The sequence below is a fragment of the Cupriavidus sp. DF5525 genome (assembly GCF_040149425.2).
GTDB classification, from domain to species: domain Bacteria; phylum Pseudomonadota; class Gammaproteobacteria; order Burkholderiales; family Burkholderiaceae; genus Cupriavidus; species Cupriavidus pickettii_A.
Genome location: NZ_CP168266.1, coordinates 2765223 through 2791811, shown reverse-complemented (window position 1 = coordinate 2791811; position 26589 = coordinate 2765223). Strand labels below are relative to the sequence as shown.

Annotated in this window: 23 protein-coding genes and 1 pseudogene; 13 read left to right on the top strand and 11 right to left on the bottom strand. The window is 66.9% G+C overall.

The annotated features are described in order from the left end of the window. Positions 1–10 precede the first annotated feature (10 nt). The 3 genes from acs to ABNX08_RS33950 form a co-directional block, all read right to left on the bottom strand. Positions 11–1993 carry an acetate--CoA ligase gene (gene acs, locus ABNX08_RS33960; protein WP_022537578.1) on the bottom strand — a complete coding sequence of 661 codons (1983 nt, stop codon included), beginning with the start codon at positions 1991–1993 and terminating at the stop codon, positions 11–13. 33 nt (positions 1994–2026) lie between these two features. Continuing rightward, positions 2027–3430 (bottom strand): SLC13 family permease, encoded by a 1404-nt coding sequence (locus ABNX08_RS33955; RefSeq protein ID WP_022537577.1) that lies wholly within the window; start codon positions 3428–3430, stop codon positions 2027–2029. A 459-nt stretch (positions 3431–3889) separates the two neighbouring features. Further along, the gene (locus ABNX08_RS33950; protein WP_022537576.1) at positions 3890–4834 is read right to left on the bottom strand and encodes a LysR family transcriptional regulator; all 945 of its coding nucleotides are present in this window, start codon (positions 4832–4834) and stop codon (positions 3890–3892) included. Between the two features lie 102 nt (positions 4835–4936). Here ABNX08_RS33950 and ABNX08_RS33945 point away from each other — a divergent pair, with 102 nt between their 5' ends. Continuing rightward, positions 4937–5959 carry an aldo/keto reductase gene (locus ABNX08_RS33945; protein ID WP_022537575.1) on the top strand — a complete coding sequence of 341 codons (1023 nt, stop codon included), beginning with the start codon at positions 4937–4939 and terminating at the stop codon, positions 5957–5959. 83 nt (positions 5960–6042) lie between these two features. On the opposite strand, the gene ABNX08_RS33940 is transcribed toward ABNX08_RS33945, so the two are convergent. Beyond that, positions 6043–6393 (bottom strand): hypothetical protein, encoded by a 351-nt coding sequence (locus ABNX08_RS33940; protein ID WP_022537574.1) that lies wholly within the window; start codon positions 6391–6393, stop codon positions 6043–6045. Between the two features lie 135 nt (positions 6394–6528). After that, positions 6529–7383: an amidohydrolase gene (locus tag ABNX08_RS33935; RefSeq protein ID WP_022537573.1), complete on the bottom strand. Its 855-nt coding sequence runs from the start codon at positions 7381–7383 to the stop codon at positions 6529–6531. Between the two features lie 120 nt (positions 7384–7503). On the opposite strand from ABNX08_RS33935, the gene ABNX08_RS33930 reads away from it, so the two are divergent. The 3 genes from ABNX08_RS33930 to ABNX08_RS33920 all read left to right on the top strand — a co-directional run bounded on the left by ABNX08_RS33930 (position 7504) and on the right by ABNX08_RS33920 (position 10336). Then, positions 7504–8253: a GntR family transcriptional regulator gene (locus ABNX08_RS33930; protein ID WP_022537572.1), complete on the top strand. Its 750-nt coding sequence runs from the start codon at positions 7504–7506 to the stop codon at positions 8251–8253. Between the two features lie 27 nt (positions 8254–8280). After that, positions 8281–9267, top strand: a complete 987-nt coding sequence (locus tag ABNX08_RS33925; RefSeq protein ID WP_022537571.1) for a tripartite tricarboxylate transporter substrate binding protein — start codon at positions 8281–8283, stop codon at positions 9265–9267. A gap of 79 nt (positions 9268–9346) precedes the next feature. After that, positions 9347–10336: a tripartite tricarboxylate transporter substrate binding protein gene (locus tag ABNX08_RS33920; protein ID WP_022537570.1), complete on the top strand. Its 990-nt coding sequence runs from the start codon at positions 9347–9349 to the stop codon at positions 10334–10336. An 84-nt stretch (positions 10337–10420) separates the two neighbouring features. Here ABNX08_RS33920 and ABNX08_RS33915 read toward each other — a convergent pair. Continuing rightward, positions 10421–11733: pseudogene (locus ABNX08_RS33915) on the bottom strand (TRAP transporter large permease); the annotation flags it as partial. Between ABNX08_RS33915 and ABNX08_RS33910 the strand changes: the two are divergent. Beyond that, a complete protein-coding gene (locus ABNX08_RS33910) occupies positions 11696–11902 on the top strand; it encodes a hypothetical protein (RefSeq protein WP_349605839.1) in 207 nt (68 codons plus the stop codon). The pseudogene ABNX08_RS33915 and the gene ABNX08_RS33910 sit on opposite strands and share 38 nt — an antisense overlap. 37 nt (positions 11903–11939) lie before the next feature. Here the strand turns inward: ABNX08_RS33910 and ABNX08_RS33905 are convergent, their stop codons facing one another. Continuing rightward, entirely contained in the window at positions 11940–12674 is a 735-nt protein-coding gene (locus ABNX08_RS33905) for a GntR family transcriptional regulator (RefSeq protein ID WP_041681916.1), read from the bottom strand. A gap of 133 nt (positions 12675–12807) precedes the next feature. On the opposite strand from ABNX08_RS33905, the gene ABNX08_RS33900 reads away from it, so the two are divergent. From ABNX08_RS33900 to ABNX08_RS33890, 3 genes are read left to right on the top strand one after another with little or no spacing between them, the layout of a single operon-like run. Then, the gene (locus tag ABNX08_RS33900; protein ID WP_022537566.1) at positions 12808–14184 is read left to right on the top strand and encodes an adenylosuccinate lyase family protein; all 1377 of its coding nucleotides are present in this window, start codon (positions 12808–12810) and stop codon (positions 14182–14184) included. A gap of 56 nt (positions 14185–14240) precedes the next feature. Continuing rightward, the gene (locus tag ABNX08_RS33895; RefSeq protein ID WP_022537565.1) at positions 14241–15230 is read left to right on the top strand and encodes a tripartite tricarboxylate transporter substrate binding protein BugD; all 990 of its coding nucleotides are present in this window, start codon (positions 14241–14243) and stop codon (positions 15228–15230) included. 5 nt (positions 15231–15235) lie between these two features. Further along, on the top strand, positions 15236–16630 hold the full coding sequence (locus tag ABNX08_RS33890) for a lyase family protein (RefSeq protein ID WP_022537564.1): 1395 nt from the start codon (positions 15236–15238) through the stop codon (positions 16628–16630). A gap of 6 nt (positions 16631–16636) precedes the next feature. On the opposite strand, the gene ABNX08_RS33885 is transcribed toward ABNX08_RS33890, so the two are convergent. Together ABNX08_RS33885 and ABNX08_RS33880 are read right to left on the bottom strand one after the other, a co-directional pair. Further along, complete coding sequence (locus ABNX08_RS33885) at positions 16637–17284, bottom strand: hypothetical protein (protein WP_022537563.1); 648 nt, start codon at positions 17282–17284, stop codon at positions 16637–16639. Between the two features lie 2 nt (positions 17285–17286). Next, the gene (locus ABNX08_RS33880) at positions 17287–17961 is read right to left on the bottom strand and encodes a hypothetical protein (protein WP_022537562.1); all 675 of its coding nucleotides are present in this window, start codon (positions 17959–17961) and stop codon (positions 17287–17289) included. 400 nt (positions 17962–18361) lie between these two features. On the opposite strand from ABNX08_RS33880, the gene ABNX08_RS33875 reads away from it, so the two are divergent. Next, positions 18362–19567, top strand: coding sequence for a DUF4148 domain-containing protein (locus ABNX08_RS33875; protein ID WP_022537561.1), 1206 nt, complete (start codon positions 18362–18364; stop codon positions 19565–19567). Between the two features lie 11 nt (positions 19568–19578). Here the strand turns inward: ABNX08_RS33875 and ABNX08_RS33870 are convergent, their stop codons facing one another. Next, positions 19579–20622, bottom strand: a complete 1044-nt coding sequence (locus ABNX08_RS33870; RefSeq protein WP_022537560.1) for a phosphotransferase — start codon at positions 20620–20622, stop codon at positions 19579–19581. Between the two features lie 26 nt (positions 20623–20648). After that, the gene (locus ABNX08_RS33865) at positions 20649–21437 is read right to left on the bottom strand and encodes an SDR family NAD(P)-dependent oxidoreductase (protein ID WP_022537559.1); all 789 of its coding nucleotides are present in this window, start codon (positions 21435–21437) and stop codon (positions 20649–20651) included. A gap of 274 nt (positions 21438–21711) precedes the next feature. Between ABNX08_RS33865 and ABNX08_RS33860 the strand changes: the two genes are divergently transcribed. The 4 genes from ABNX08_RS33860 to ABNX08_RS33845 all read left to right on the top strand — a co-directional run bounded on the left by ABNX08_RS33860 (position 21712) and on the right by ABNX08_RS33845 (position 26579). Beyond that, positions 21712–23391 (top strand): fatty acid--CoA ligase, encoded by a 1680-nt coding sequence (locus ABNX08_RS33860; RefSeq protein WP_022537558.1) that lies wholly within the window; start codon positions 21712–21714, stop codon positions 23389–23391. A 44-nt stretch (positions 23392–23435) separates the two neighbouring features. Beyond that, positions 23436–23750: a DUF485 domain-containing protein gene (locus ABNX08_RS33855; protein WP_022537557.1), complete on the top strand. Its 315-nt coding sequence runs from the start codon at positions 23436–23438 to the stop codon at positions 23748–23750. Continuing rightward, a complete protein-coding gene (actP, locus tag ABNX08_RS33850) occupies positions 23747–25423 on the top strand; it encodes a cation/acetate symporter ActP (protein WP_022537556.1) in 1677 nt (558 codons plus the stop codon). Before ABNX08_RS33855 ends, actP begins: the two co-directional genes overlap by 4 nt. A gap of 136 nt (positions 25424–25559) precedes the next feature. Further along, positions 25560–26579: an NAD(P)H-quinone oxidoreductase gene (locus ABNX08_RS33845; RefSeq protein ID WP_022537555.1), complete on the top strand. Its 1020-nt coding sequence runs from the start codon at positions 25560–25562 to the stop codon at positions 26577–26579. The last annotated feature ends 10 nt before the right edge of the window (positions 26580–26589 follow it).

Below are 26589 nucleotides of genomic sequence, written 5' to 3'. Positions count from 1 at the left end.
GTTCGCATGGCTAACTGGCCTGGCCGAGCTGCTCCAGGATCGCCGGGTTCTCCAGCGTCGAGGTGTCCTGCGTGATTGCCTCACCCTTGGCCAGCGACCGCAGCAGGCGCCGCATGATCTTGCCCGAGCGCGTCTTGGGCAGGTTGTCGCCAAAGCGGATGTCCTTGGGCTTGGCGATCGGGCCGATTTCCTTGCCGACCCAGTTGCGCAGCTCGGTGGCGATCTTGACGGCCTCTTCGCCAGTGGGACGCGCGCGCTTCAGTACGACGAAGGCGCAGATGGCTTCGCCGGTCATGTCGTCCGGGCGGCCCACCACCGCGGCTTCGGCCACCAGCGAGTTCGCCACCAGCGCCGACTCGATCTCCATCGTGCCCATGCGGTGCCCCGACACGTTCAGCACGTCGTCGATGCGGCCCATGATGGTGAAGTAGCCGGTGTCCTTGTCGCGGATCGAGCCGTCGCCGGCCAGGTAGAGGTTGCCGCCCAGCTCCTCGGGGAAGTAGCTCTTCTTGAAGCGCTCCGGGTCGCCCCAGATGGTGCGGATCATTGCCGGCCACGGGCGCTTGACCACCAGGATGCCGCCGTTGCCGTTGGGCACGTCATGGCCGGTCTCGTCGACGATCGCGGCCATGATGCCCGGCAGCGGCAGCGTGCACGAGCCCGGCACCAGCGGCGTCGCGCCCGGCAGCGGCGTGATCATGTGGCCGCCGGTCTCGGTCTGCCAGAAGGTGTCGACGATCGGGCAGCGCTCGTTGCCGATGTTCTTGTAGTACCACATCCAGGCTTCGGGGTTGATCGGCTCGCCCACGGTGCCGAGCAGGCGCAGGCTGGACAGGTCGTATTGCTTGGGGTGGATCTTCTCGTCGGCTTCGGCGGCCTTGATCAGCGAGCGGATCGCGGTCGGCGCGGTGTAGAAGATGCTGACCTTGTGGCGCGCGATCATGTCCCAGAAGCGGCCGGCGTTGGGGTACGTGGGCACGCCTTCGAACACCACCTGGGTGGCGCCAGCGGCCAGCGGGCCATAGGCAATATAGGTATGGCCAGTGACCCAGCCGATGTCCGCGGTACACCAGAACAAGTCGTCGGGCTTGATGTCGAAGGTCCACTTCATCGTCATCAGCGCCCATAGCAGGTAGCCGCCGGTGCTGTGCTGCACGCCCTTGGGCTTGCCGGTGGAACCGGAGGTGTAGAGCACGAACAGCGGATGCTCGGCGCTCACCGGCTCGGCTTCGCAGGTGTCCGGCTGGCCGGCGCTGACGTCTTCCATCCAGCGGTCGCGGCCCTCGGTCCAGGGCACGTTGCCGCCGGTGCGGCGGTAGACGATCACGTTCCTGACCGCCTCGCAGCCGCCCAGTGCCAGCGCATCATCGGCGATCGCCTTCAGCGGCAGCGCCTTGCCGCCGCGCATCTGCTCGTCGGCGGTGATCAGCGCCACCGCGCCGACGTCAACCAGCCGCTCCTGCAGCGACTTGGCCGAGAAACCACCGAACACCACCGAATGCGTGGCACCTAGCCGTGCGCAGCCCTGCATCGCCACCACGCCTTCGACCGACATCGGCATGTAGATCACGACCCGGTCACCCTTCTTGATGCCAAGCGACTTCAGGCCATTGGCGAAGCGGCAGACCTTGCCATGCAGCTCGCGGTAGGTCACGCGGCTGACGGTGCCGTCGTCGGCCTCGAACACGATCGCGACCTTGTCGGCATTGCCGTTCTGCAGGTTGCGGTCCAGGCAGTTGTAAGACGCGTTGAGCTCGCCGTCCTCGAACCACTTGTAGAACGGCGCGTTGCTCTCGTCCAGCACCTTGGTGAAGGGCTTGTTCCAGTGCAGCAACTCGCGCGCGTGGCGGGCCCAGAAGCCCTCATAGTCGTGCTCGGCTTCTTCGCACAGCGCCTGGTAGGCGGCGAGGTCGGGGATGGCGGCCGGCCTGGCCCGGGATTGCACAGGCACAATGGCCTGCGGCGCCTGCATGATGGATTCGAGCAATTTCATGTTTTCGAGTCTGGTGTAGGCGATGGAAGGAACTCAGAGCACAACGAAGATGAACCACAGCACGACCGGCGCAATCACGGTCACCAGCGCGCCATAGATCATCAGCTTGCGGAAGAAGGCCTGCCGGTCCACGCCCTGGGCGTTGGCCAGTACCAGCGCACCGTTGGTCGAGAACGGGCTCACATCCACGATCGTCGAAGACACCGCCATCGCCGCGATAAAGCCGATCGCGCTGACGTCGGAGCCTTGCTGCAGGAACGGCACGGCAAGCGGGATCAGCGAGCCCAGCACCGCGGTCGACGATGCGAACGCCGACACCACCGCTCCTACGAAGCACAGCAGCAGCGCCGCCATCAGCGGCGAGGTCAGGTGGGCCACGCTGTGGCCGACGAAATCGATCGTGCCCATCTTGTCCATCACGCCCACGTAGGTGCTGACGCCGACGATCAGCATGATCTCGGGCCACGACACCTGGCTCAGTGCGCGCTTCTGCAGTTCCGGCGCCATCAGCGTGAGCAGCAGCGCGATGGTCAGCGAGACAAAGCCGATATCGAGCTTGAAGTAGAGGGTCAGGACAGCCAGCGCCACCAGGCCGGCCACGGTCAGGTACTGGTAGAGGCCGGCCGGCGCCTCGGCGGTGCTGGCGGCATTGCCTTCGAGCATCGACCCGCGGTCGCGTGCCATCGTCTTCCGCTCTTCCATGCCGGCCTCGGCCTCGGCATCGCCATAGATCTGCGCGCCCTGCGCCGGCACGGTGTGTGCGCCGAAGGGAGGGCTCATGGCCAGCACACCGTCGGCGGCCGCCTGCGGTGCTGCCGCCGGCGCCGATTGCCGCATCAGGCGCAGGCCGCCGAATGCGACGAACAGTCCCGCGGCCACGGCAAGGTTGACACCCAGGCTGGCAAAGGCCGTCGCCATCTCGTTCAGCGGCAGGCCCGCCTTCTGCACGATCTTGTTGGTGATGCCGCCATAGATGCTGATCGGCGAGAAGCCGCCGCCCTGCGCACCGTGGATCACCATCAGCCCCATCAGCAGCGGATTGATGCCATAGCGCGCGGCAAACCCCAGCGCGATCGGCGCAATGATCGCCACCGCTGCCGGGCTGACCGCGCCGACCGAGGTCAGCACCGCCGCGATCATGAACATGATCCACGGAATCGCCGCGATCCGGCCGCCCACGGCGCGCACCGCAAGCCTCACCAGCCAGTCGATGGTGCCGTTGTTCTGCGCCACAGCGAACAGGTAAGTGATGCCGACCAGCGTCAGGAACAGGTCGGCGGGGAAGCCGGCCAGGATACCCTTGGCCGGCATCGCGGCAACCAGGGTGCCGACCAGGAACGCGCCGACGAAGGCCAGCGCGCCCATATTGATGGGCAGGACCGTGGCGATGACAAACATCAGCGCCAGGACAGAGATGGAAATCAGGTGTTGCGACATAGCGTCTCCGTCGCGGAAGGCGCGCAGGGGCGCCCGCCGCTTGGTGGGTCAAGCGAAGGAAGTGCTTTGGCAGGGAGTGCCGGAAGCGCGGGCCGCCCCCGGGGCGGCCGCTACGGCGAGGTGGGGATGCTGTGGATGGTCACGTCTGTCTCCTGGGATAGCGCGATACAGCCCGCAGGAGAATCGCGCAGGCCGGTCGTCATTTCAGCTTTGCTGTTATGGGACCAACGATAAGAAGACGGGGACCGAGCGTCAATTAAGCCGCGACGCGGATCCTTACGGAAATCGGAACTGGCCGGGCCGGCACGAGGTGCGCGCTCTGCACGGGCCACAGGCTACGCAGGGAAAACCCTGACCAACGTCCGCCACATCAAGCGCGATAGCGCAAGGCATCCCAGCAACGCAAAGGCAGGAGATGACTGGCGGCGGCTCGGGAAGTACAGGTGCACGCCGAGCCGCTCACGCCGCAGCCGGCGTCAGGCGCGGATAGGCCGGCGTGCCGGCGAGCGCGTCGGCACTCGTGGCCAGCAGCGTCTTGCGGAAAATCTCCACCAGCGGGCGCAGGTTGACCTTGTGCCAGGCGGCCCACAGCGGCGTGCGGTACGTGAACCACGACAGGTCGTGCAGCACCACGCCGCCCGGTGCCTGGTGGCGCAGGCTCTGCTGGATCATGGTCACGCCGAGCCCGGCGGCAACCAGTCCGAGCGCGGCCAGCGGCTCGGTGGCCTCCATCGTGATCGCGGGTGTGAAGCCGGCGCGCGCGCAGGCAGCGATAAAGGGATCATGGCCCAGCGCGTTCTCCTTGTGCATCACGCCGATCCACTTCTGCACGGCCAAATCCTCGGGCGTCAGCTGCGCGACAGCGGCCAGCGGATGGCCCTCGGGCATCGCGAGCAGCATCGGATCGTTGAGCACCTGCGCGCACTCGAGGTCGGGATCGTCGGGCGCGGGCGGCTCGCAGACCAGGGCGATGTCGAGGCTGCGCTGGCGCAAGCCCTCGATCTGCGCGGCCGAGTTGTAGTTGTAGAGCGCGATGTGGACCGCGGGCCGCTCGGCGCGCAAGGCGCGCAGCGCATTGGGCAGCACGCCTGAATGCATCGCGTATTCCAGGTAGCCGATGCACAGCCCGCCCTCGTCGCCCTTGCCAAGGCGCCGCGCCAGCGATTCAAGCCGGTTGGCATGGGTCAGGAAGGCCTTGGTCTCCGCCAGGAACGTGCGTCCGTCGGGCGTGAGGCGGATGCGCTGCTGGGAGCGCTCGAACAGCATAAGCCCGAGCTTGTCCTCGAGCTGCGCGATCTGCCGGCTCAGCGGGGATTGCGAGATATGCAGGCGCTCGGCGGCCCGGCCCACGTGCTCGTCCTCGGCCACCGCGACGAAATAGTGAAGTTGCCGTATATCCAACATTTGAGACTCCGCAGGACTTAACTACAGACAATTATGTCTTAGACAGACTTAAGTTGCCATCCTAGACTTGGCTTCACCAATCGTTACGTTATGGAGCAAGTCATGAGCATCAAGGACAAACTGCCCGCGGGCACCCGGCTTGGGTTCGGCACCGCCCCGCTCGGCAACATGTTCCGCGAGATCCCGGAAGCGGAAGCCGAGGCCACCGTGGAAGCGGCCTGGGACCACGGCATCCGCTACTTCGACACCGCCCCGTTCTACGGCGCCGGCCTGTCCGAGATCCGGCTGGGCCGGATCCTCGCCAGCCACGATCGCAAGGACTATGTGCTGAGCACCAAGGTCGGCCGCGTGATCCTGGATGAAGTCGAGGACGTCAGCGCGCGCGACCTTGGCGAGAAGGCCGGTGTATTCGCTTCCGGCCGGCCCAACAAGATCGTCAACGACTACAGCGCCGACGGCACCATGCGCTCGTTCGAGGACAGCCTCAAGCGGCTGAATACCGATCACATCGACATCGTGTGGATCCACGACATCGCGCAGGACTTCTATGGCGATGAATGGCTCGCGCAGTTCGAGATCGCGCGCAAGGGCGCGTTCCGCGTGCTGACCCGCCTGCGCGAGCAAGGCGCCATCAAGGCCTGGGGCCTCGGCGTCAACCGCGTCGAGCCGATCGAGCTGACGCTCGACCTGGATGAGCCGCAGCCGGACGGCTTCCTGCTGGCGGGCCGCTACACGCTGCTCGACCATGGCCGCGCGCTGCAGCGCGTGATGCCGGCCGCGGCCCGGCGCAATACCGAGATCGTGGTCGGCGGTCCGTACAGCTCCGGCATCCTCGCCGGCGGTACGCACTTCGAATACCAGAAGGCCCCGCCCGAGATCCTCGCCAGGGTGGAGCGCATCAAGGCGCTCGCGCAACGCCACGGCATCAGCGTCAAGGCGGCGGCGCTGCAGTTCTCGCTGGCCCATCCGGCGGTCGCCGCGGTGATCCCGGGCGCGAGCCGCCCCGAGCGGATCGCCGAGGACCAGGCAGCGCTTGCCGAGGCCGTTCCGGCGGACTTCTGGCGCGAGCTGCGCGCGCAAGGGCTCGTCGCGCCCGAGGCACCGCTTCCCATCGACCAGGCCTGAGGCAGCGCCGGCGTGATGCCGGCATGCACAACCGCCGCGGCCCGACGCGGCCACGGCGGTGTGGGCCCCTCTTTGCCAACGCCTCAGCCAGCAGCGGGCTCGCCCTCCTGCAGCGGCACCAGCGGCCCCTGCATGCGCACGAACTGCAGGTCCGGCGTGGTAAAGAACGCCTGCGATTGCCCACGCGCAAAGTCGTCGACATGGACCACCGTGGCGCCGTTGGCCTCCTGCCACGAGATCACGTAGATCCCTTCTGCAACCTGGCGCCATTCGCACGCGGCCTCGCCACTTGCGCCCGCGTAGGGGCCTGAGACGATGGCGTAGCGCAACGAGCGGCCATCCTCGGCATAGATGTTGTGGGCGGACAAGCCCTCGTAGTCGACGCGGTAGCTGCGGCCGGCGAAGGGCGGCCTGGATGCTGCGAAGGGCTTCATTGGGAATCTCCTGTTCTGGTCGAGCAAACAGGAGGCATTCTGGGCAGGACACGCCTTGCGAAACAGCCTTGGATGCGCGAATGATATTTGCGCTGAAATCAAGAATAGGAGCGATCCCGGCGTGGGATTGCGACCCTACTGTTCCATCGCAAAGCCATACAACGCCGCCGCATTCCTCCACCGGAACGCATCCGCCAACGCATCGCGCGGCATCTCCGCAATACCCGGCAACGGCGTGCCCAGCCACCCCGACAAGGCTTCGCATTCCTTCGCCCGCGCCGGCGCCTCATGATTGGTCCACGGCCAGTCGCTGCCCCACAGCAGCCTGTCGGCACCCGCGACATCGAGCCACTTCCGCGCCAGCTGCCGCCAATCCTGCAGCGCATTCAGCCTGTAAGGCGCGCTGAACTTGACCCATACCTGGCGGCGCTCGCGCACAGCCGCGGCCACGCTGAAAACCGGATCGTCGATACCGGCGGCGCCCGGCCTGCCGAAGTGGTCGATCACGACCGGTACGCCGGTGTCGCCCAGTGCGACATCCAGTTGCGCCAGCACGGTGCTGCCGTCGCCATTGTCGGTATGAAGTTCGACATGCCAGCCCAACGCAGCGATGCGCGCGAACAGCACGCGCCAGGGTGCGGTGGCAATGCGCTGCCAGTCGGGATCGCGGTACAGGTTCAGCCGGATGCCGCGCACGCCGGCGTCATGCAGTTCGCGCAAGGCATCGTCGGACACGCCCGGATCCACCACCGCGACACCTCGCAAACGCGCGGGCATGGCGCGCAGCGCGGCAAGCAATGCGGAATTGTCAGTGCCGAGAAAGCTGGTCTGCACCACCACGCCGCAGGGATCGCCCAGCGTGGCAACGAGGCTGTGCCAGTCCTGCAGGCCGGCGGCATAGGGGGGGCGATAGCGGGCCGAAGGCGCGGCCCCGCCCGCGTCGAACACATGGAAGTGGCAGTCCACCACCGGCAAAGCACTTTTACTCATCTGTCTGCCTCATAGGCCTACCCTCGGCACCCCGCGGGTATTTACGGATATGGGATCCGGGTCCGCGTCAGTATTCTAGTCCTCTAGAGGACATCGACATTCAATTTACCACGCCCTGACATGCGAGACAACGACGTTTCCCTGATGACAGCGGCCACCGCGGGAGTGAGCCGATACGGCAAGATCGCGGCCGAGTTGCAGGCCCGGATCGTGTCCGGCGAATGGCCGCCGGGCGAGGCGATACCGGCCGAAGGGTTGCTGGCAAAGGAATTTGGCATTGCGCTGGGAACGATCCGCCAGGCGATTGCCGTGCTGGTGCACCAGGGCCTGCTGGAGCGCGTGCAGGGCAAGGGCACCTTCGTGCGCAAAGGCCTGACCGGTGGCAGCCTGATGCGCTTCTTCCGTTTCGGCGCCGCCGATGCGATGGCTGCCGTGCCCCGCTCGGAGATCCTGTCGTGCCGCTCCGTGCGGCTGGACAAGGCCATGGCCGAGCGCTTCGAGCTGCCCGCCGGCGCACGCGGCCTGGCGATCTCGCGCCGCCGCTGGCTGGACGAAAAGCCCCGGCTGCTGGAATCGATCTGGCTGCCGCTGCCGCGCTGCGAGGCGCTGCAGCAACTGCCTGTGTGGCAGTGGGGCGACCTGCTTTATCCGTTGCTCGGCAGCCAGTGCGGGATCACGGTGCACCGCGCCGTGGATGAAGTGACCTTCCGCACGCTGACGGTGGACGAGGCCCCGCTGCTCGAACTGCCGGATGCGCATCCGTGCGCGGTGGTGACACGACACGCCTTCGACCTGCGTGGAACCTGCATCGAATACCGGCTGACCCGGGGCGATGCCTACGCCTTTCGCTATACCGCGGACATCCGATAACAAGTCCGCACCCGAGGAGACAGATTCATGCAAAGCATCAAGGCGATGGCCGCGGCCATTGGCGCCGCAGGCATCCTGCTGCAACCGGCACCGGCGCAGGCCGCCGACCCCGCGGCCGCATGGCCGTCGCGCCCGATCACCATCGTGGTGACCTATCCTCCGGGTGGCGGCGCCGACCTGATGGCGCGCCAGATCGCGCCCGGACTTGGCCGTGAGCTGGGCCAGTCGGTCATCGTGGAGAACCGGCCGGGTGCCGGCGGGCAGATTGGCGCGGCCTATGTCGCCAAGGCGGCGCCGGACGGCTACACGCTGATGGTCGATGCGTCGTCTTATGCGGTGAACCCGAGCCTCTATCCGAAGCTGCCCTACGATCCGGGCAAGGCTTTCACGCCCGTGGGCGTGCTGGCGCGCTACCCCAACGTGCTGGTCGCCACCGCAAGCTTCCCCGCCAGCAAGGTCAGCGACGTATTGGCGATGGCAAAGCAGAAGCCGGGCTCGGTCGCATTCGCCTCGTCCGGCAACGGCTCCGCGCAGCACCTGGCCGGCGTGCTGTTCGAGCAGCGCGCGGGCGTGGACCTGCTGCATGTGCCCTACAAGGGCGGCGGCCCGGCCATGACCGATGTCATCGCGGGGCAGGTGCCGCTGTTCTTTGCCAACGTCGCCTCCAGCCTGCAGCACATCAAGGCCGGCAAGCTCAAGCCGCTGGCGGTGACCAGCCATAGCCGCACCAGCGCGCTGCCGGATGTGCCAACGATGCAGGAAGCCGGCGTGGCGGGCTACGAGGTCTACGAGTGGAATGCCGCCTTCCTGCCGGCCGCAACGCCCGAGCCAATCGCCGGCAAGCTTGCCGATGGCTTGCAGAAAGTCATGAACAGCCCGGAGATCAAACAGCGCGTGACCGAGCTGGGTGGCGAGCTGGTCGCCGCCCCGCCCGCGCAGGCGCGCCAGTTCATCGACGGACAGACCAGGCTATGGGCCAAGGTCATCAGGGACGGCAACGTCAAGCCCGAGTAACGACCCGCCGCCTTCCCTCGCGTTAATGGCCCGCGCAAATGACCTGCGCGCTAACGACCCAATATTTCCGGAGACTCACATGACCGACATCGACCCCATTCGCCGCCATTTACTCAAGGCCTCCGCCGCGCTGGGCGCGTGCGCGCTGGCACCGTCGCTGGCCCGCGCGCAGGCCTGGCCGGCCAAGCCGATCCGCCTGGTGGTGCCCTTTGCACCGGGCGGCAGCTCGGAAATCGTCGCCCGTTCCACCGCGGCGGAGCTGACCAAGCTGCTCGGCGTATCGGTGTTCGTCGAGAACAAGCCGGGCGCCGCCGGCAATATCGCCATGGGCGAAGTCGCGCGCGCCGAAGACAACCATACGCTGATCCTGGGCCACATCGGCACGCTGGCGGTCAACCCGTTCATCTTCCCCAAGCTGCCGTACGACCCCAACAAGGACTTCCGCCCCATCTCGCTGCTGTCCAAGGTGCCGAGCCTGTATGTGGTCCATCCCGATGTGCCGGCGAAGAACCTGAAGGAATTCGTCGCGCTTGCCAAGAGCAAGCCCGGCAAGCTGAACTACGGCTCGGCCGGCAACGGCAGCGCCGGCCATCTCGCGTTCGAATACCTGAAGGCCGCGACCGGCACCTTTATCACCCACGTGCCGTATCGCGGCAGCGGCCCGCAGATCACCGACCTGCTCTCGGGCCGGCTGGATGCCGCAGCAGTGGGCGCGCCGGCGATCCTCCAGTTCATCAAGGCGGGCAAGGTGCGTTGCATCGCCACGGGCACGACCCAACGCATCCCGCAGCTGCCGGACGTGCCCACCGTGGCGGAGCAGGGCTATGCCAATTTCGAGATGACGCAATGGTACGGGCTGCTCGCACCCGCGTCGCTGCCGCAGGCTGCCGCGGACAAGCTGGCCGATGCGACCATCAAGGCAGTGAAGAGCCCCACGTCGGTCGAGCGCCTGAGCGGGGACGCGGCCATTGTCATCGGCAATACGCCCGCGGAGTTCGCGAAGTTTATCGCGCAGGAACAGCAGCGATGGAAGCCGATCATCGCGCGGGCGGGGATCAAGCCGGATTGATCTGGCGGGTGAAACGCACTGACAGGAGGACAAGCCACCGGAAGGCGGCTTGTCAGCTTTGGACTACGCACCGCGCAGCGCTGGTCACAGGAAGCCGATGGAGAACCAAGGCACCAACGTCAACAGCAACAGCAACAGCGCGATAAACAGCGCCGCCATATGCGGCCAGACCCGCGGCATCGCCACATCGGGTGAAACCCGTCCGATCGCACAGGCCGCATAGAACCCCACGCCAAAAGGCGGCGCGAACAAACCCAGCCCCATCGCGAAGATCACCACCATCGCGTAGTGCACCTCATGCACGCCGACCAGCTTCGCAATCGGGAACAGCAAGGGCCCGAACAGCACGATCGCGGGGATGCCCTCCAGCAGGCTGCCCAGGATGACAAAGGCCAGCGCAGAAACGAGCAAGAAGCCGATCTTGCCGCCTGGCACGGCGGACATGATGCCGACCAGGTCCTCGGCAAACCTGATTGCGTCAGCGCCCACGCCATGGTGGTGGCGCAGCCGACAATCAGCAGGATCGCACCCGACAGCGCCGCCGTATCAAGCAGCATCGGGTAGATCCGGCGCCAGTCGAACTGCCGATAGACCACGACGCCCGCCAGCACGGTATAGAAGATACCGATGGTCGATACCTCGGTTGCCGTGGCCATGCCCTCCACGACCGCGCTGCGGATAATGACCGGCAGCGCCAGCGCGGGCAGCGCAACCAGCAGGGACCTGAGGATTTCCCGCCGTGGCGCACGTACGGCAGCGCTCATGTCCTCCCTGCGCGTCTGGGACCAGACCACGAAGGCCATCATGACCAGCCCGACCACAGCCGGCATCAGGCCGCCGATAAACAACGACGTGATCGACACGCCGGTCACCGACCCGACCGTGATCAGCACAATGCTTGGCGGAATAGTTTCTGACATGGCCCCCGATGCCGATAGCAAGCCGATCAGGTCGCCGTCCCTGGCACCGCGCTTCCTCATCTCCGGAAACAGCGCCGGGGCCACTGCAGCCATGTCGGCGGCCTTGGCGCCGGAGATGCCGGAGACGATATACATCGCGCCCAGCAGTACATGCTGCAGGCCGCCGCGCACGTGGCCGATCAGCGTGACGAGGAAGCTGATCATCGCCCGCGCAAGACCGGTCATCTCGATCAGCCCGCCCAGGAAGACAAACAAAGGCACCGCCAGCAGGATCAGGTGGGACATCCCGTCCTGCATGCGGTTCGGGATGATGGACAGCGGCGTGGCGGTGGACAGCGCCAGGTATGACAAGGTCGCCAGCCCGAAAGCGAAGGCGATGGGCACGCCGATGACGACGCAGGTGACGAGCATCAGCAGGAAGAAGATCACCAGGTTGGCATTGCCCAGTTCCATCAGCGTCGGCGACAGCAGCCACTTCCCCACCGTGATCGACTGGATCACGCGCGGCCTGGTGAATCCCGGCCACATCGTCACGCACCAGTTCGACTTCCGCGACGTCGCCGCCGCCTTCGACCTGGCTGAACGCCATCCGCAGCAGAGCTGCAAGGTGTTGCTCGATTTTGGCGAGGCGTCCCACGGCGGCTAAGCCGATGCCTGCACCTCCGTCAGCGTGACAAGGGCCCTCACCCCGCCGAGCGCTGCATCCGCATCGACACCGAGAAACTATCCGCCGGATGCACGGTGACCGAGACCTCGAAGGTCTCGCCAGCCGCGTCCATATAGCGCCGCACAATCTTCAGCGCAGCGGCGCCCGCCTCCAGCCTGAGCGCGTCAGCAATGCGTCCGTCCTTGACGGCAAAGGCGCGCACATCCTGGTAGATCTCCGCAATCTGCCGGTCGTAGCGCGACTCGATCAGCGCGCTGACCAGCGTGTCCGGCGACGCGCGCACCATGTCGCCGATCTCCGCATAGGCCGGATCCACATACACATCGGTCCACGCCATCGGCGGGCCGTCCTTGCCGCCATCCATGCGCAGGCTGGAGATGCGCAGCCAGCGCACGCCGGGCTCGCATCCGATCTCCGCCGCGACGTCGGCCGGCACAGCGATCTCCTCCACCGACTGCACCACCCGCAGGTGCTCCGCGCCGAACTGCACCAGGTCGTCCACTGACGCCAGCGAGGGCCGGAATACCGGCCTGGGCCTGGCCGACTCCACCCGCGTGCCCACGTTCTTGCGCCGCGACACCAGCCCCAGCTGCTGCAACTCCTGCAGCACCGCGCGGATGGTGTAGCGGCTGGCCTGGTACTGCTCGCACAGCTCGAATTCCGTCGGCAGCAGCGAGCCGACCGCAAAGCGACCGCTGGTGATGCCCTCGATGAGCTGCCTGCTGATGTCTGCTGAATTGGTCTTGTTCATGAATGCCTGCCGCGTCACAAAACGCGAACACGGGTTAACCATCATTTCCTAAATATGTTCGAACATATTTAATGGCTACATACCGATATGTTCGAACATATTAACGCACCTCTCACCTCTCCAAGGTAGCACCATGTCCATGTTCACTACCGCGGCGGCCAGCACTGTCGTCGACTCCATCCTCTTCCGCGACGCATTCGGCACCAGCAAGATGCGCGAGATTTTCTCCGATATCGCGCTGGTCCAGCGGTATATCGACGTCGAGGTCGGACTTGCCCGGGCCGAGGCCAAGGCCGGCGTGATCCCCCCGGAAGCGGCCGAGACCATCGCCCGCGAATCCCGCATCGAGCGGATCGACTTCGACCATATGCGCGAGGAAACCGACATCGTCGGCTACCCGATCCTGCCGCTGGTGCACCAGCTCGTGTCGATGTGCGGGGACGCCGGGCGCTATGTGCACTGGGGCGCTACCACCCAGGACATCATGGACACCGCCGTCGCGCTGCAGGTGCGCGACGCGCTCGACAGCATCGATGCGGATATCCGCGAGCTGCGCGGCATCCTGGCCGACCTCGCCGTGAAGCATCGCAATACGCCCATGGCGGGCCGCACCCACCTGCAGCAAGCACTGCCCGTCACCTTCGGCTACAAGGTCGCGATCTGGCTGGCGATGTTCGACCGCCACCAGCAGCGCCTGGCCGAACTGCGTCCCCGCGTGGCGGTGGTCGAGTTCGCCGGTGCGGCCGGCACGCTGGCCTCGCTGGGCGACCAGGGCTTCGCAGTGCAGGAGGCGCTGGCCGATGAACTCGGCCTCGGCGTGCCCGCGACGACCTGGCATGTGGCGCGCGACGGCTTTGCCGAAGCGGTGAACCTGCTCGCGCTCATCACCGGCTCGCTCGGCAAGATCGCGCTCGACATCATGATCATGGCGTCGACCGAGTTCGCCGAAGTCTATGAACCCTTCGTCAAGGGCCGCGGCGCCAGCAGCACCATGCCGCAAAAGCGCAACCCGATTTCCAGCGAGCTGATGCTGGCGGCCTCCAAGGCCGTGCGCCAGCACGCGGGGCTGATGGTCGATGCCATGGTGCAGGACTTCGAGCGCGCCACCGGCCCGTGGCACGCAGAATGGATCGCCATCCCGGAGAGCTTCATCCTGAGCGCCGGCGCGCTGCACCAGGCCAAGTTTGCGCTGGGCGGCCTGATCGTCGATGAAGCCCGCATGAAGCACAACCTCGGCATCACCAACGGCCTGATCGTGGCCGAGGCCGTGATGATGGGCATGGCGCCCCACATCGGCCGGCAGCAGGCGCACGACGTGGTCTATGACGCCTGCCGCACCGTCAACGAGCGCGGCGGCACGCTGGCCGATGCCCTGGCCGCGCTGCCCGAAGTCACCCGCCATTTCGACCGCGCCGCCATCGATCGCATGACCGATCCGGCGAACTACCTGGGCCTCGCGCCCCAGATGGTCGACCGCGCCGTCGCCCTGTCCAGGCAATCCGCAGCCTGAGGCCGGCATCGCAACCTGAAACACACCACAGACACCATAAGCAGGAGACACCCTTCATGAATCGCATCCGCACCTTCGCCGCCAGCGCCGCCATCACCGCCGCCGCACTGGCCGCGGCCATGCCGGCCTTCGCGCAGTCGTATCCCGCCAAGCCCATCACCTGGATCGTGCCGTTCGCCGCCGGCGGACCGACCGACGCGCTGGCGCGGACCATTGCCGACCGCGTCTCGCGCGAGGTCGGCCAGTCGATCATCATCGACAACTCGCCGGGCGCCGGCGGTACGGTCGGCGCCGCCAAGGCAGCGCGAGCGCAGGCCGACGGCTACACCATGCTGGTCGGGCACATGGGCTACATGGGCGCCGCGCCCGCGCTGTACAAGAAGCTGCCCTATGACCCGGTCAAGGATTTCGCGCCGGTGTTCCGCTTTCCCGATACGCCGATGGTGCTGATGGTCCGCAAGGACCACCCGGCCAAGGATGTGCGCGAGCTGGTCGAAATGGGCAAGAAGAACCCCGGCAAGCTGTTTATCAGCAATGCCGGGGTGGGCTCGACCTCGCACCTGGTGGCGGCGCTGTTCGCCGCGTCGGCCGGCATCAAGGTCTCGCTGGTGCCGTACAAGGGCGCGGGCCCGGCACTGATCGACGTGATCGGCGGACAGGTCGACGGCATGTTCGACCAGACCAATACCGCGCTGCCGCAGATCACGGAATCCAAGGTCCGGCCGCTGGCGGTGACCTCCGCAGCCAGGGTGGCGCAACTCAAGGACGTGCCGACGCTGGCGGAAACCGTGGTGCCGGGATTCGAGGCCAGCACCTGGTACGGCATCTACGCACCGAAGGGGACGCCGCAAGCGGTCATCGACAAGATGCAGCAGGCCTATCTGAAGGTCATGACCGACAAGGCGTTCACCGCGAAGATGTCGGCACAGGCGATCCAGATGCTGCCGCCCGAGCGCTACACGGCCAGCGCGCTGGGCAAGCACACGGCTGCGGAAGTCGAACGCTGGAAGACCGTGGCGGCCAAGGCCAACATCTCGCTGGACTGAGCGCCATGACAGCGTTTCGCGTCGAGCATGATGCCTTCGGCCCGGTCGATATCCGGGCCGACCGCTACTGGGGGGCGCAGACGCAGCGCGCCCTGGCCATCTTCGAGGTGGGTGAGGAGCGCTTCCCGGCGTGCCTGATCCATGCGTTCGGCCTGCACAAGATGGCGGCGGCGCAGGCGAACATGCGCTGTGGCGTGCTGGATCCGGGCCTGGGCGAGATGATCGTCGCCGCTGCAGCGGAGCTGCGCAGCGGCAAGTTCGACCAGCACTTCCCGCTCACCATCTGGCAAACGGGGTCCGGCACGCAGACCAACATGAATGCGAACGAGGTGATCGCGAACCGGGCCAACGAGTGCCTGGGCCAGCCGCTCGGCACGAAATCGCCGGTCCATCCGAACGACCATGTGAACGCCTCGCAGTCTTCCAACGACAGCTTTCCCACGGTCATGCATATGACCGCGGCGCTCGAGCTAAAGGACAGGCTGATCCCTGCCCTGGTGCTGCTGCGCGACAGCCTGCGCGAGCGTGCCGATGCCTTTGCCGATGTGCTGAAGATCGCGCGCACGCATTTGATGGATGCCGTGCCGATGACAATGGGGATGGCGTTCGAAGGCTTCACCGCGCAGCTCGACAATGCGCTCGAACGCCTGCACGGCACCATGCCGCGCCTGCTGGTGCTGCCGCAAGGCGGCACCGCCGCCGGCACGGGCCTGAACGCCCCGCCCGGTTTTGCCGCGGCATTCTGCGAAGAGGCCAGCCAGCTGAGCGGCCTGGCGTTCCGGCCGAACCCGTGCAAGGTCGAAGGCATGGCGGCCCACGATGCACTGGTCGAGCTGTCGGGCGTGCTCAACGTGATCGCGGTGTCGTTCACGAAGATCGCCAACGACCTGCGCTGGCTCGGATCGGGCCCGAACTGCGGCCTGGGCGAGCTGCTGATCCCCGAGGATGGCCTGACCTCATCCATCATGCCGGGCAAGCGCAATCCGACTGTGGCGGAGGTCGTGGTCCAGGCGGCCATGCAGGTGTGCGGCAACCACATGACGGTCACCATGGCCGGCGCCTCCGGCAGCTTCGAGCTCAACGTCGCCAAGCCGGTACTGATCTACAACGTGCTGCAGTCGATTCGCGTGCTGGCGGACAGCGCCCGCATGTTTGCGCAACGGCTGGTCCGGGGGCTTGCGCCGAACCGTGAGAAGCTTGCGCGAAACCTGGAGAACCCCCTGCTCGCCGTGACGGCGCTCAATTCCGTGCTGGGGTACGATCGCGCCGCGCAGATCACGAATACCGCCGTCAGCCGCGGCATTGCGCCGCGCGCGGCAGCGCTTGAACTGGGATTGCTGAGCGGGGAGGAATTCGACCGGCTGGTCGATCCGATGCGCATGGCCAAGGGGAATCCTTAGCCCCCGTCAGAAGCTGATCGCCACGGAAATCACGGTGACCTGCTCATGCGACGCCGGGTTGAACCAGTACACCGCGGCGGCGACGTGCTTGCCCTTCACCTGCGCAAACACGCCGCGTTGCAGGTTGCGGCCGTTGTCATGCACGCGCGTGCGCTGGGCGGCAAGGCCGATGCGGAACCATTCGACCGGGCGGAACGCCAGCTCGCTCCAGGCGTAGGCGTAGCCGGACGGCTGGGCGTCCGGCACGTACTCGAACTCGATATAGGCATCCGCATACCGGCCGGTCAACGTGGCCTCGAAGCCGCCCACCACGCTGTGCGTGCTGCCCGTGACAAACCCCAGGATCGGCGTGAAGTCCAGGCGCACGGCTTCGCCGACACCGAGGTTGTACCCGACGAAGAACGAGTACGCGTCCATGCCTTCGTAGTTGCTGCGGGCTTCCAGGTGCAAGGCGCCGCGATTGGCGATGGCGATGCCGGTGACATAGGCCTCATTGCCGCGCGGCAGGTTGAGGTAGGCTGCGAGCGAGCCGCTCCAGGCGGGCGCTTCCGCCGCCGGTGGCTGGGCTTCGCTTTGTTCGGCTGCGCGCGCATCCAGCGGCGCGGTTGCCGCGGCCAGCAGCAGGCAGGGCGCGGCCAGCCGCGCGGCCCACATGCTCAGCCTCCCAGCAGGATGATGGCCACTGTCAGCGCGATGCCCAGCACCGTCATGGCCACGCCTGCTATCCAGCCGCCGAAGCCGGCGTGGCGCCCGAGGGCAATGCCGGCGCCGAACAACATCACGATGGTCAGGACCCGCGATACCAGCAGCGCCGCCGGGACCTCGTGAATGAGGATAAAGGGAAGCGCAACCGGGAACGTCGCGAGCACGACAATCCCGAAGATCGCCGCTGCCGCGAGAAAGTCCTGGCCGCGCAGCGCGGGCTTCTCGGGCCAGTCGGTCGACCTGGCGATACGGCTGCGCATTGCCTCCAGCTCCGTGTCGGCGACCAGCGTCCGCAAGGCCGGCGAAAGCGCTTCGCGCAGGCGTGCGATGCCATCGGACGGGTCGCTTGCGCGCACCGCCTTGACCAGCGACAGCTTGCGCCCCCGCTCGGTCAGGGTCCGGACCAGGTACATCACCGCGTCGACAAGCCCCCAGGCCAGGTTGCAGCCGAGGGCCGTTTGGAACATGACGCGGCCGGCATCTGCTGGGGCCGCCACAGCCGATACCGCCCCCACGAAGGTCAGCGCCATGAACAGGCCGAAGCACATCTCGGAGACCCGGTCGACGGTATCGAGCAGGCGGGGTCGCTCTTCGGCGGCATGCGGATCGATGGAAGTAGTCAACACGGGCGCGCACCTCGACCTGTCTGTCCACGGCGGAGGTCATCGTCGATGTCATCGCGGGCACGATGGCATCGATCCTGCGGATCTCAGGCGGGCAGGCGCCTGGACGAGACCGGACGGCAATGGCGACCCCGGACTGGCCGGCTGCCGCCGCCTTCACTGTAGGCAGTGATCCACACCGTAACTTGATCGGGCGCAAAATCCTTTGGACTTTGTGGCGCATGAGGCGGTATCAGCGCTGTTACGTCTTGCTTGCCGCACAGATCCGTCCTTAGAAACTCTTTCCGCTGGCCCGCCACGCCTGCCTAAACTTGCCCGTAGCGCACGCCCTATGCGCGCAAGGGCACTGCATTCGGCCAGCGGACCCACCGCTTGCGCGCCGGCTTTCCGGAGGGAGGCTCGCATGTTCAAGCCCTTCATCGCGGCGCTCGTCGCCCTGCTTGCCGCCACGGCAGCCTCCCTGGCGCTGGCGCAGACGTGCCGCTGGGACGGTACCGCGCCCTTCTGCAGCGGCTCCTGCCGCGACGGCGAGTCGGAGACCATGCGTCTCAGCTCATCGCCGGATCACTGGCAGGACGCGTTTCCCGGCATCCAGAATACGGACTTCGGCGAAGCCTGCTCGACCGGCAGCAAGGCGCTGTGCTGCCCCGCGACCCAGGGCAGCGAATGCCGCTGGGATGGCACCGCGCCCTCTTGCGACGGCAGTTGCGGCGCCGGCGAGCAGCGGCGCACGCCGCCCGCGGGCAGCTTCAGCGGTGCCGCGTGCGTGACCGGCAGCAAGGTGTTTTGCTGCCGCAGCAATACCGCATCATCGCGCTCGGCATTGCGCACCAATCCCGAGCTCACCATCTTTGCAGCAGTGTGGGACAAGTCTTCCGGACCCGCCTGGGAGGCGCGGAATGGGCTGAGCGCGCAGCAGTATCAGCAGGAGTTCGAGAGCCTGGTGGCGCGTGGTTTCCGGCCGGTTGTCGTGCGCGGGTATGGCGTCAATGGCAGGCCGACCTACGCTGCGCTCTTCGAGCAGCGGGAGGGCCCGGCCTTTGTCGCGCGCCAGGGCCTCACGCGCGCAGAGTACCAGCGCGAGCTCGACCGCTGGGTCCAGGCCGGCTACCGGCCGGTCGACGTGGCCGGCTTCACCAGCGGCGGCATCGACCGCTACGCGGTCATTTTCGAAAAGGTGCAGGGCCCCGAGTTCCGCGCCTTCCACGGCATTACCGCGGCGGCCTACCAGGCCGAGATCGACCGCGCGGTGCGGGACGGCTTCGGCCCCGTGCGCGTGAGCGGCTACAACGTCAACGGCCAGGACCTTTACGCCGCCATCTTCGAGAAGCGTGCCAGTCCGCCTTTCGCCGCGCGCTACGGCATGAGCTCGGCGCAGTACCAGCAGGCCTTCAACGAGCTCGGCCAGCAGGGCTACCGGCTGGTGCACCTGAGCAGCTGGAAGGCCGGCGACAGCGGCCGCTATGCGGCCATCTGGGAGAAGACGGACGGTCCGGTCTGGCAGGCGCGCCACAACATGCTGAGCGACAGCTACCAGGAGGAGTTAGACAAGCTCGCCAAGGCTGGATACCGGCTACGGGATTTCAGCGCCTTTCACTTGTATGAGTAGCGGCGGGGCCATCAGCCCTGCACCCGCCGCGCGGCCTCGTGCCGCATCGCGTAGTGCCACGCCAGCTCGGCCATCGGCCTGGCCTTCTGTCCCGTTTCCACCGCATCGGCAGCGGCCGCATTGCCCTGCCGCGCACGCTGCGCGATGCCGAACAGGATGGCGGCCAGGCGGAACAGGTTGTAGGCGAGATAGAAGTCCCAATGCCCGATGCCCTGCCTGTCGGTCGCAACGCAGTACCACTGCATATAGCTTGCCTCTGCCGGGATGCCGAGACCATCGAGATCCAGTCCGGCGATCCCGCGCCACAGCGACGGCGGGATATGCCAGCTCAGGCAGTGATACGCGAAATCGACCAGCGGATCGCCAAGGGCCGACAGCTCCCAGTCCAGCACGCCGATGATCCTGGGTTCGCTGGGGTGGAAAACCACGTTATCCAGCCGGAAGTCGCCATGGACGATGCACGTGCCTTCTGTGGCGGGGATGTTCTTTGGCAACCAGTTCATCAGCGACTGCATGGCCTGGCACTCCGCAACCGGCAGTTCGCGGCACTGGCGGCTCCAGCCGGCGATCTGGCGTTCGAGGTAGTTGCCGGTGCGGCTGTAGTCGGCCAGCCCCGCCTGCCGGAAGTCGACACGGTGCAGCGCGGCCAGCACGCGGTTCATCTCCGCGTAGATGGCGCTGCGCTGCGCGGGCGGCATGCCTGGCAGCGACTGGTCGAGCAGCACCCTGCCCTCCAGGTACGCCATCACATAGAACGGGCTGCCGGTGACCGAGCGGTCTTCGCTGTAGAGGTACACGGCCGGGACCGGCACGCCGCTGTCGCGTAGTGCCTGCATCACGCGGTACTCGCGGTCGATGGCATGGGCGTTGGCATGGACCCGGCCAGGCGGCCTGGTGCGCAGCACATAGCGGCGTTCGTCGGATGCCACCAGGAAAGTCGGATTGGATTGCCCGCCCGCAAGGCGGGACACGGACACCTGCGGCTGGTCGATCAGCCCGTGCGCGCGCAGCGACCTGGCCAGCGCGTCCCAGTCGTAGTGATGCGTTTCGTTCATCGCGAATACGTATGTCAGAGCGTGTATCAGAGCGAGCCCACCAGGTGCCCGCCATCCACCGGCAGCACCGCGCCGGTGATGTAGCTGCCGGCGTCAGATGCCAATAGCATCAGCGCACCGTCCAGTTGCGACGGATGCCCCAGGCGCCGTTGCGGAATGCGCCGGATCATGGCCTGCCCGCTTTCGGTTTCGAAGTAGGCGCGGTTGATCCCGGTTTCGAAATAGCCCGGCGCCAGCGCGTTCACACGGATGCCATGGCGCGCCCATTCCAGCGCCAGCGAGCGCGTCAGGTGGATCAGCCCGGCCTTGGCTGCGGTGTACGCCGGCACCTGCTGGGCCACGCGCAGGCCGAGGATCGAGGCAATGTTGACGATGCTGCCCTGCCGGCCGGCCTCGCGCATGTGCCGCGCCGCGCGTTGGGCGACCCGCCAGGCGCCGCTCAGGTTGGTGTCGATGACACTGGCCCAGTCCGCCTCGGTCGTCGCAAGCGCTGCTTCCGTCGTGGCGATGCCGGCGCTGTTGATGACGATCTCCACGGTGCCGAGCGCCTCGCGCGCTTGCGTGAAGGCGTCCGACACCGAGGCGGCATCGCGCACGTCGAGCTTCACGACGCACCCCGTCCCGCCGGCGGCGCGGATCTCTTCCAGCAACGGCTCGCCGTCGGCGTCACGCCTGCCCGCGAGCGCCACGCTGCACCCCGCGCCGGCCAGTGTCAGCGCAAAGTGGCGGCCGAGACCGCCGAACGCGCCGGTGACCAATGCCACCTTGCCTGCCAGGTCAGGGAACACGGGTCGGAAATAGGGGGAGGAATCCATGGCGTCGTCTCCTTCGTCGTTGGGCACCGTCAGTGGAGCGCACAGCGTAGGCGACAACCCCGGCAACGCCAGCCCCCCAATCGGGGAGGCCCCAGCTTCGTCCTCCCGCCCCCCGCCTGGCCACCCACCCGAAGCCGCGGGACTCCCCGATCGGGGGGCTGGATTGCGGCCTGCGCGCGCTTACGCTGCCAGCCATCCGGCATTCCCGCGGATGGCGCGCACCCACGCTGGCCGCGCTGCCCCGGGCCGCCGCCACCGCGAACCAGGAGGCTCCGTGTCACAGCCAACCCCCATCCCGCGAACGCCGTCGGCGTACGCCTACCCGCTTCTGATCAAGCAGCTCCTGCATACACCGCTGGCGGTCAATCCGGAGCAGGAGATCGTCTATCGCGACCAGGCCAGGCTCAGCTACTGGAACTTGCGCCATCGCATCGGCCAGCTGGCCAGCGGCCTGCACACGCTCGGCATCCGGCCCGGCGACACCGTCGCGGTGATGGACTGGGACAGCCATCGCTACCTGGAGGGCTACTTCGCCATCCCCATGATGCGCGCCGTGCTGATGACCGTGAATGTGCGCCTGTCGCCCGAGCAGATCGCCTACACGCTGAACCACGCAGGCGCCAGGCTGCTGATCGTCCATGCCGACTTCCTGCCGGTGATCGATGCCATCCGCGACCAGCTGGGCACCATCGAGTGCTATGTCCTGGCCTGCGACAGCAGTTTCGGCATGGACAGCGCGCCGCTGCCCGACGGCTTCCTTGCCGGGTATGAAGCGATGCTGGCCTCGTCACCGCCTGACTATGCGTTTGCGGACTTCGACGAGAACGCGCGCGCCACGACCTTCTACACCACCGGCACCACCGGCTTGCCCAAGGGGGTCTACTTCAGCCACCGGCAGATCGTGCTGCACACGCTGGCGACCATGACGGCGCTGACCAGCGCCCCGGTGCAAGGCCGGGTGCACCGGGACGATGTCTACATGCCGCTCACGCCGATGTTCCATGTGCATGCATGGGGGATGCCTTTCGTGGCAACCGCGCTCGGCCTGCGCCAGGTATATCCGGGCCGCTATGCCGCCGACCATCTGCTCGCGCTGATCGCGCGCGAGGGCGTGACCTTCTCGCATGGCGTACCCACGCTGCTGCATATGCTGCTGTCGCATCCCGATTGCGCGCACACGGACCTGAGCCGCCTGAAGATCATCGTCGGCGGCTCGGCGCTGCCGCGCGGGCTGGCGCAGGCGGCGCTGGCGCGCGGCATCGACGTCTTTACCGGCTACGGCATGTCCGAGACCTGTCCCATCCTCACGCTGGCGCAGGTCAAGACGCCGTTGCTTGCCGATGCCGAAGCCGCGCTGGACATCCGCACCAGGACCGGGTTGCCGATCCCGCTGGTGGACCTGCGCATCGTCGACGACGAGATGCGCGACATCGCGCACGACGGCAAGGCCACAGGCGAGATCGTGGTGCGCGCACCCTGGCTGACCCAGGGCTATCTCGGCAATGCCGCCGAATCCGAGCACCTGTGGGCTGGCGACTATCTCCATACCGGCGATATCGGCGCCATCGACAGCGACGGCTACCTCCAGGTCACCGACCGCATCAAGGACGTGATCAAGAGCGGCGGCGAATGGGTCTCGTCGCTGGAGCTGGAAGACCTGATCTCGCGCCACGCCGCGGTCAGCGAAGTGGCCGTGATCGGCATCAAGGACGCGCGCTGGGGCGAACGGCCGCTGCCCGTGATCGTGCTGCGGCCCGGGCAGGCCGCCGACGCCGCCGCGATCCGCACGCACCTGCACGAATATGTGCGCCGCGGCGCGATCTCGCGGTACGCGGTGCCGGACCACGTGCTGTTCGTGGAGGCCATCGAGAAAACCAGCGTCGGCAAGATCAACAAGCGCCTGCTTCGCGAAAAATACGCAGCCGTTTCCCCGGCGGGCGGCGCGAACGGATAGGCATTGCCGCAAGCCAACGACCACAACATCACAGGAGACAAGTCATGCAGGATTCCACCACCATCGCGCGCATCCGGCGCCATCCCAGGTTCGCGGAGCTGGCGCGCCGCCGCGCCCGCCTGTCATGCGGGCTGCTTGTACTGGTACTCGGTCCGTATCTTGCGCTGATGCTCGCAGTAGCTGCCGCGCCGCACGTGCTGGGCCGGCCACTCCATGCAAGCGGAATGATCAATCTCGGCATCGCCCTTGCCATCGGCGTCATCCTGCTCGGATGGCTGGCGACGTGGTTCTATGTGCATCGGGCAAATGGGGTGCTGGAAGCCCTCGTCGGGACGATCCTGCAGGAGGCCCGTCAATGAAGCCGCGCCACGCTGACGCCTTGACGGCGATGTCTTCCCTTGCGGCAGCTCCGACAGTGGCACAGGCCGGCCCAGCCATCGAAGCCGGACAGGCCCAGCCGCTGAACCCCGAAGCCATCGCGATGTTCCTGGTCTTTGTCGCACTGACGCTCGCCATCACCTGGTGGGCATCGCGGCGGACGCGGACCGCCCAGGACTTCTTTACCGCCGGCGCCGGCATCTCGGGCACGCAGAACGGCCTGGCGGTGGCGGGCGACTACATGTCCGCGGCGACACTGCTGGGCGTTGTCAGCCTGGTCTACGCACGCGGCTTCGACGGCTTGCTCTACATCGTCGGATTCTTTGTCGGCTGGCCGGTGATGCTGTTCCTGATGGCGGAGCGGCTGCGCAACCTCGGCAAATTCACCTTCGTGGACATCATCTCCGACCGGCTCGACCCCGTCAGCACCCGCTGCGTGGCCGCGGCGAGCAGCCTGGTGGTGGTGCTGCTTTACCTGATCGTGCAGATGGTCGGCGCGGGCGAGCTGGTGCAGCTGCTATTTGGCATCGACTACGCCTATGCCGTGATCGGGGTCGGCGCACTGATGATGGTCTACGTCAGCGTCGGCGGCATGATCGCCACGACCTGGGTCCAGATCATCAAGGCGGTCCTGCTGCTGTTCGGCGGCACCTTGCTGCTGCTGTTGTCGATGGTGCAGTTCGGCTTCAGCTTCGAGGTGCTGGCCAGGCGCGCGACGGCGGTACATCAGAGCGGCAGCGCGCTGCTGGCGCCGGGGACGCTGTTCGCGGACCCGGTCTCGGCGCTGTCGCTGTGCGTGGCAACCGTGCTGGGCCTGTCGGGCCTGCCGCATATCCTGATGCGTTTCTTCACCGTGCCCAATGCACGCGAGGCGCGCAAGAGCGTGCTGGTGGCCAGCTCCTGCATCGGCTACATGTTCCTCGCCATGTTCGCCATCGGCCTTGCCGCCATTGTCATCGTCGGCACCGATGGCCGCTACTTCGAGCTGGGGCAGGCCGGCGGGCGCCTGCTGGGCGGCGCGAACATGGTGGCGATGCACCTTGCCCGTGCCACCGGCGGCAATCTCTTCCTCGGCTTCCTGGCGGCGGTGGCGTTTGCCACCATCCTTGCGGTGGTTTCAGGACTGACGCTCGCGGGCGCGTCGGCGATCTCGCACGATCTCTATGCCAACGTCCTGCGGCGCGGCAGTACTACTGAGGCGGCAGAGATCGCCGTCACCCGACGGGCGACGGTGGTGATCGGCGTGGTTGCGGTGCTGCTCGGCATCGGCTTCAGGGGGCAGAACCTGGCCTTCCTGGTGGCGCTGGCATTCAACGTGGCGGCGTCGGCAAATTTCCCGGTGCTGGTGCTGTCGATGTACTGGAAGGGGCTGACCAGCCGTGGCGCGGTCTGGGGCGTGGCCACTGGCCTGGTGTCGTCGGTCGTGCTGGTGATCCTTTCGCCGGCGGTGTGGAAGAACGTGCTTGGGCATCCTGCCGCGCTCTTTCCCTATGACCATCCGGCGTTGTTCACGGTGCCGCTCGCATTCCTGGTCACCTGGGCGTGCTCGCGGCTCGACCGCAGCCCGCGTGCGGTTGCGGAGCGCGAGGCATTCGACGTGCAACTTGTGCGCGCAGAGACCGGCCATGGCGCAGCGGCGGCTTCGGAGCACTGACGATGCAATTCTGCATCGGAGCCATGAATTGCTGCATCACCGCTGGCGATTTCGCAAACCTATACTGCCTCCACCTTGAGGCAAGCCATCGTGGCTACTGCCTCTGCACACTCAACGACGTACCCCAGGAACTACCATGCGTGCGAATTCCCCCCATATCCCAACCTCGATGACGGCCATCGAAATCGTCCGTCCCGGCGGCCCGGAAGTGCTGGTGCCGGTGCAACGGCCCGTCCCCGTCCCCGGCCCCGGCGAGCTGCTGATCCGGCACCGCGCCGCCGGCGTCAACGGCCCTGACGTGTTCCAGCGCAAGGGCTTGTACGATCCTCCTCCCGGCGCTTCCGACATTCCCGGCCTCGAAGTCGCGGGAGAGGTGCTGGCCATCGGCAGCGGCGTCACCCACTTCAGCATCGGCGACACCGTGTGCGCGCTGGTCCCGGGCGGCGGCTATGCCGAGTATGGCGTCGCCAGCGAAGACACCACGCTGCATCTGCCCCAGGGGCTGCAGCTGGTGGAAGCCGCCGCCATGCCCGAGACCTTCATGACCGTGTGGCTGAACCTGTTCCAGCGCGGCCGTTTCACCCGCGGCGATACCGTGCTGATCCATGGCGGCGCTTCGGGCATCGGCACCACGGCGACCATGCTCGCCAGGGCATTCGGCGCCGCCACCATCATCACCACGGTCAGCTCCGCGGCGCAGCGCGACGCCAGCCTGGCGCTCGGCGCGGACTATGCGGTGAACTACCTGGAAGAGGATTTCGTGGACGCCGTGATGCGCGAGACCGGCGGCAAGGGTGCCGACGTCATCGTCGACATCATTGCGGGCGACTACGTGCCGCGCAACTATGCCGCCGCGGCGATCAACGGCCGCATCGTTCAGATCGGCGTGATCAAGGGCGTCGCCCGCGAAGTCGACCTGTTCCCGATGCTGACCAAGCGCCTGACCCATATCGGCTCGACACTGCGCTCGCGCACGCCCGCGGAAAAGGCCGAGATCATCCGCGAGCTGGAAACCCACGTGTGGCCGCTGATGGCATCGGGCCAGGTCAAGCCCGTCCTCTACCAGACCTTTGCGCTGGAGCATGCGCGGCAGGCGCACGAACTGATGGACTCCGGCACCCACATCGGCAAGATCGTCCTGACGATGGAGGCGTGACGGGCGCCGG